Origin of the sequence: Streptomyces sp. NPDC060198 (assembly GCF_042728415.1) — a bacterium.
In the GTDB taxonomy this organism is placed as follows: domain Bacteria; phylum Actinomycetota; class Actinomycetes; order Streptomycetales; family Streptomycetaceae; genus Streptomyces.
In genome coordinates, this window is sequence record NZ_JBHWZJ010000442.1 from 1 (window position 1) to 5,163 (window position 5,163).

Here is a 5,163-nt window from a genome sequence, read left to right on the forward strand (position 1 = left end):
GCCTCCGCCCCCGCCCCCGCCCCCGCCCCCGCCGCTGTCGGCCCCCGCGCGGGCGCGGAAGGGGCACGGTGGTCCGCCGCCCGTCGGCGGGTTCCCCGCCGCCCCGGCCGGCATGTCCTACGGTGCCGCACCCGCTCCCGCCGCGCCCGGTGCCCCCGCGCCGGCCGCGGCGTCTCCCTCTCCCCCGCCGGCCGGCCCGCCCCGGCCGACCAGTGCCGAGCTCGACTACGCGAGCCTGGTCCTGTCCGGTCCCGAGGCGCAGGGCGGTCGCCGGGGCAGGCTCTTCGCCGACGTGCCGTTCGATCCGGTGGTGGCCGAACACCGCCGCCGTGCCGAAGCGGTGGCCTCGTTGCCGCTGCCGGGACAAGCCGTGCGGCCCCGGGAGTCGGCGGGCTCCTTCGACCACCGCTTCGACGCCGCCGCCCGTGCCGACGTACCGTCCGACGGCACCTGGCACACCGTCACCGTCGGCGAGATCCCGGTGGGTCTGCGCGCCGAGTACCTCGCGGTGCCGTCCGTGGAGCAGACCGTCCACGCGACGCTGGTGCTCTCCAATGCCACCGACCAGGCGCTGCTGGCGGGGCCGGTGGAGGTCACCGTCGACGACGAGTTCCTGCTGACCACCGCGCTGCCCACGCTCGCGCCCGGCGCCGTCCGCCGGGTGGGGCTCGGGCCCGCCGAGGGTATCCGCGTCACCCGGCGCACGAACCTGCACGAGTCGACCTCCGGACTGCGCGGCAACACCACCGTGCTCAACCACGGTGTCCGCGTGGAGCTGGCCAACGGGCTCGCGCGGCCCGTCCGGGTCGAGGTCCACGAGCGGGTGCCCGTCACCTCCGATCCGGACGTACGGATCGAGGAGCGGGCCGGCTGGACCGTGCCCGTGGAGGGCGCGGGGCCCGACCACCACGCACCGGGTACCCGCATCTGGCGCCTGGACCTGGCCGCAGGGGCCACCGCCGCCCTCGACGGCGGCTACGAGATCCGCATACCGACCGGCAAGTCCATGGTCGGCGGCAACCGCAGGAGCTGACACCCGCCATGTCCACGGCCCCGAAGCCTCTTCCCCTCCCCGTCACCGCCGTCACCTGCCTGGAAGACCGTGCGCACGTCGAGCGCACCGCCGTGCTCGACCTGGTGCCCGGCGTCCAGCGGCTCCGCCTAGGCCCGGTCGGCGCGCTCGCCGTCGACCGGAGTCTCCACGCGGAACTGACCGCCCCGTACGCCGCGACCGTCCTCGACGTGCGGATCGTCCGCACCTGGACACCGCGCGGGCCGCATCCGCTCACCGACGAGGACTCTCCCCTCCGCCACCGCGTGCGCGCCCTCGAAGAGGAGCGGCCGTCCCTGGAGAGGCAGCGCGACCGCCTGCGCACCCGTCTCGACGTGCTCGGTCGTCTCGCCGCCGATCTGCTGCGGGACATCGGCGAGGGAGCCGGCTCCGGAGTGCCCGAACCGTCCCGCTGGACGGGCGAACTGGACCGGGTGGACGACGAGCACGAGACGTACGGCGAGCAACTGCGCGCCGTGGAAGCCCGGCTGAAATCCCTGGGCGAAGAACTCGGAGCAGCGGAAAGGGCTATAAGCCTCACCGAGGACGAACCGGCCGAGCTCGTCGGCCACATCGAGCTGACCGTGGAGGCCGGGGCAGCAGGGGCGGCAGGGCTGCGCCTGACCCATATCACCCCGTGCGCGCTGTGGCGGCCCGCCTACCGGGCCGTGCTCGACGGGGGGTCCCTGACGCTGGAGACGGACGCGGTGGTCTGGCAGCGGACCGGCGAGGACTGGTCGGAGGTACCGCTGACCCTGTCGACGGCCCGCTCGGCGTCGGCGGGCGCGCCACCGCGACTGACCGAGGACCGGCTGACGCTGAAGGACCGTCCGGCCGCCGAACGCCGCACGGTGGAGGTTGAGTTGCGCGAGGAGGAGATCGCGACGCTCGGCCCCACGCCGGTGCTCGGCCTCCCCGGGGTGGACGACGGCGGCGAGGCGCAGGTGCTGAGGGCTCCCGCGCCGGTCTCGGTGGCCGGTGACGGCCGCGCCCACCGGGTACCGCTCTCCTCGTTCACCGTCGCCGCACGCGACGAGTACGCCTGCGCACCGGAATTGTCCCCGCTGGTCACCCAAGTGGCGCGGTTCGAGAACCTCTCCGGCCACGCGCTGCTCGCCGGTCCGGTGGAGCTGATCCGCGGGAGCGGGTTCGGCGGGCGTGGCACGCTGGACTTCACCGCACCCGGCGGCCCGGTCGAGCTGGCCTTCGGCAGCCTCGACGACTTCCACGTGGTCCGGGAGGCCGAGGAGTCCCGCGAGACCACCGGCATCACCCAACGGACCGTGGTCACTCGGACGGTGCGGCTGCGGGTGTCGCGGTTCTCGGCCCCCGGGGACAGGGACGAGCGGGTGGTCGTCCTGCGGGAACGCGTTCCGGTCTCGGAGGTCTCCGCGGTGGAGGTGCACCTGAACAAGGACGGCTGCTCCCCCGCGCCGGACGCGGTCGACGCCGAGGGCATCGTCCGCTGGGACGTCTCCCTCCCGCCCGGCGGGCATCGCACGGTCACCCTGGTCTACGAGGTGTCGGCGAGCGCCAAGGTCACCGGTCTCTGAACGGGGCGGACGCGGAGCGGAGACGGAACGGAAGCGGCGCTGAAGCAGAACGGAATCCGGGCGTCCGCGGGTTGACGGGACCATGCCCGAACGGCAAAGATCATCGGGCTCGACTCTGACAACGTTGTCGTACGAGAGGAATGCGATGAAAGCGCTGAGAAAACGCGTATTCGGCGTCCTGCTGATCGCCACCACGATGGTCGCGGCTTCCGCCACCTCCGGTGTCGCGAACTCCCGGCCACAGGGAGCGAAATTCGCCGCCGACCCCACCACGCTGGTCGACACGTCGATCGGCAACAACGGCGACGGGACCACCTTCCCCGGTGCCTCCGCACCGTTCGGCATGGTGCAGCTGAGCCCCGACACACAGCTGAACAAGTACGCCTCCTACGACTACGCCCAGGACACCATCCTCGGTTTCAGCCACACGCACCTCTCGGGCGTCGGTTGTCAGACGATGGGCAACTTCCGGTTCATGCCGACCACCGGTGCGGTCACCTCGTCCGACCCGGCACAGTACGGCGCGAAGTTCAGCCACGACAACGAGACCCGTTCGCCCGGCTACTACGGCGTGAAGCTCGACAACGGCATCGAGGCCGAGCTCACCGCGACGGAGCGCACCGGCCAGCACCGCTACACCTTCCCGGCCGGGTCGGACTCGGAGAACGTGCTCATCGAGACCGGCCAGAGCAACGGCAGCACCTACGCCGGTGACATCAAGGTGGTCGGCGACGACACCGTGGAGGGCTGGCTCCAGGGCGGCAACTTCTGCGGCGAGACCGGCAAGGAGCGCTACCGGATCTTCTTCAGCGCGAAGTTCGACCGGAAGTTCTCGGCCTTCGGCACCTGGTCCGACGACACGCTCACCCCGGGCGCCCGCGAAGCGACGCGCGGCACCAAGCGCGCCGGTGCCTGGCTGTCCTTCGACCCGTCCAAGGGCGACCAGGTCGGCACCTCGGTGGGCCTGTCCTACACCTCCGTCGACGGCGCCCGCCTCAACCGCAAGACCGAGCAGCCGAAGTCCTTCGACAAGGCCCGGGCCGGCGTGCACGACGCCTGGAAGGACGAGCTGAACCGGATGCGCGTGGCCGGTGGCACCACCGCCGACCAGCGCACCTACTACAGCGCGCTCTACCACTCGCTGCTGCACCCGTCGATCGGTTCCGACGTCGACAACCGCTACCGCGGCTTCGACGACCAGGTGCACCGCGCGGACTCGACGTACTACCAGATGTTCTCGCTCTGGGACACCTACCGCTCGCAGAACCAGCTGGTGGCCCTGCTGAACCCGGACAAGGCCACGGACATGGCCAAGTCCGTGCTGCACATCTACCAGGACGGCGGCTGGGTGCCGCGCTGGGGACTCGGCGGCGGCGAGACCAACGTGATGAGCGGCGACCCCATCACCCCCTGGGTCGTCGACCTCTACAACCGCGGCCTGCTCGACAGGAGCACCTCGCGCCGGCTCTTCGACGCGCTCTGGAAGAACGCCAACGAGGTACCCGCCGACCAGTCGCTCTTCCGCGGCCGCGACGGCAACCCGACCTACGTCCAGAACGGCTGGGTCGCCTACCAGAACCTGCCCGGTTACACGTACGGCGACAGCCGCCAGGCCGGTTCGGCCACGCTGGAGTACGCGCTCGCCGACTGCGCGCTGTCCACCATGGCCGGTGGCCTCGGCTACCGGGACAAGGCCGCGACGCTCGCCTCGCGCTGCGACAACTTCTCCACGCTCTGGGACTCCGGCGTGACGTCGCAGGGGTTCACCGGCTTCCCGGTCACCCGTAACGCGGACGGCTCCGTCGCCGGTGACCCCGACCCCACCCAGTCCGGCGCCTTCCACGAGGGCACCGCCTGGCAGTACCAGTGGCTCGCCCAGCAGGACCCGCAGACCCTCTACGGCCTGATGGGCGGCAAGGACAAGGCCGAACAGCGGCTCGACACCTTCTTCGACCTGCCGACCGTGCTCGCCGACCCGGCGAAGGCCGCCAAGGAGAGCTGGGTGACCGGGGCGTACGACTACCACAACAACTTCGCCTTCAACCCGAACAACGAGCCCGACTTCCACACCCCGTGGATGTACACGTGGACCGACTCGCCGTGGAAGACCTCGTCCGTGCTGCGCGCGATGCGGACGCTCTTCACCGATGACGCGTACGGCATGCCCGGCAACGACGACCTCGGCGCCACCTCGTCGCTGCTCGTCTTCGCCATGGCCGGTGTCTTCGAGGCCCAGCCCGGTTCCGCCAACTACATCGTCACCGCACCGATGTTCGAGAAGGTCGAGATCCGGCCGGAGCACGGCCGCACGATCAGCATCGAGGCCCCCGGCGCCAGCGCGTCGAAGCTCCAGTACGTGTCCTCCGTGACCACGTCCAAGGGCAAGCTGCGCCAGAGCTGGCTCTCCCACGAGGACCTGCTGCACGCCGGCACGATGCGGATCAGCCTCTCCGACAAGCCGACGGCCTGGGGCGTCAACGCCGCCCCGCCCGCCATGGGCGCCACGGCCGCCAAGCACTGACGGCCCCCGGGGGTGTCCGGCCCGAGTCGACCACGACC

At 71.6% G+C, this 5,163-nt stretch carries 3 protein-coding genes; all 3 read left to right on the top strand.

The features are described 5' to 3' along the window. Positions 1-1,033, top strand: a 1,033-nt coding sequence (locus ACFWEP_RS31205; RefSeq protein WP_387375135.1) for a DUF4139 domain-containing protein, incomplete at its 5' end; no start/stop codon positions are given. Between the two features lie 8 nt (positions 1,034-1,041). Continuing rightward, on the top strand, positions 1,042-2,604 hold the full coding sequence (locus ACFWEP_RS31210) for a mucoidy inhibitor MuiA family protein (RefSeq protein ID WP_387375137.1): 1,563 nt from the start codon (positions 1,042-1,044) through the stop codon (positions 2,602-2,604). A 145-nt stretch (positions 2,605-2,749) separates the two neighbouring features. Beyond that, positions 2,750-5,125 carry a GH92 family glycosyl hydrolase gene (locus tag ACFWEP_RS31215; RefSeq protein WP_387375139.1) on the top strand — a complete coding sequence of 792 codons (2,376 nt, stop codon included), beginning with the start codon at positions 2,750-2,752 and terminating at the stop codon, positions 5,123-5,125. Positions 5,126-5,163 lie beyond the last annotated feature (38 nt).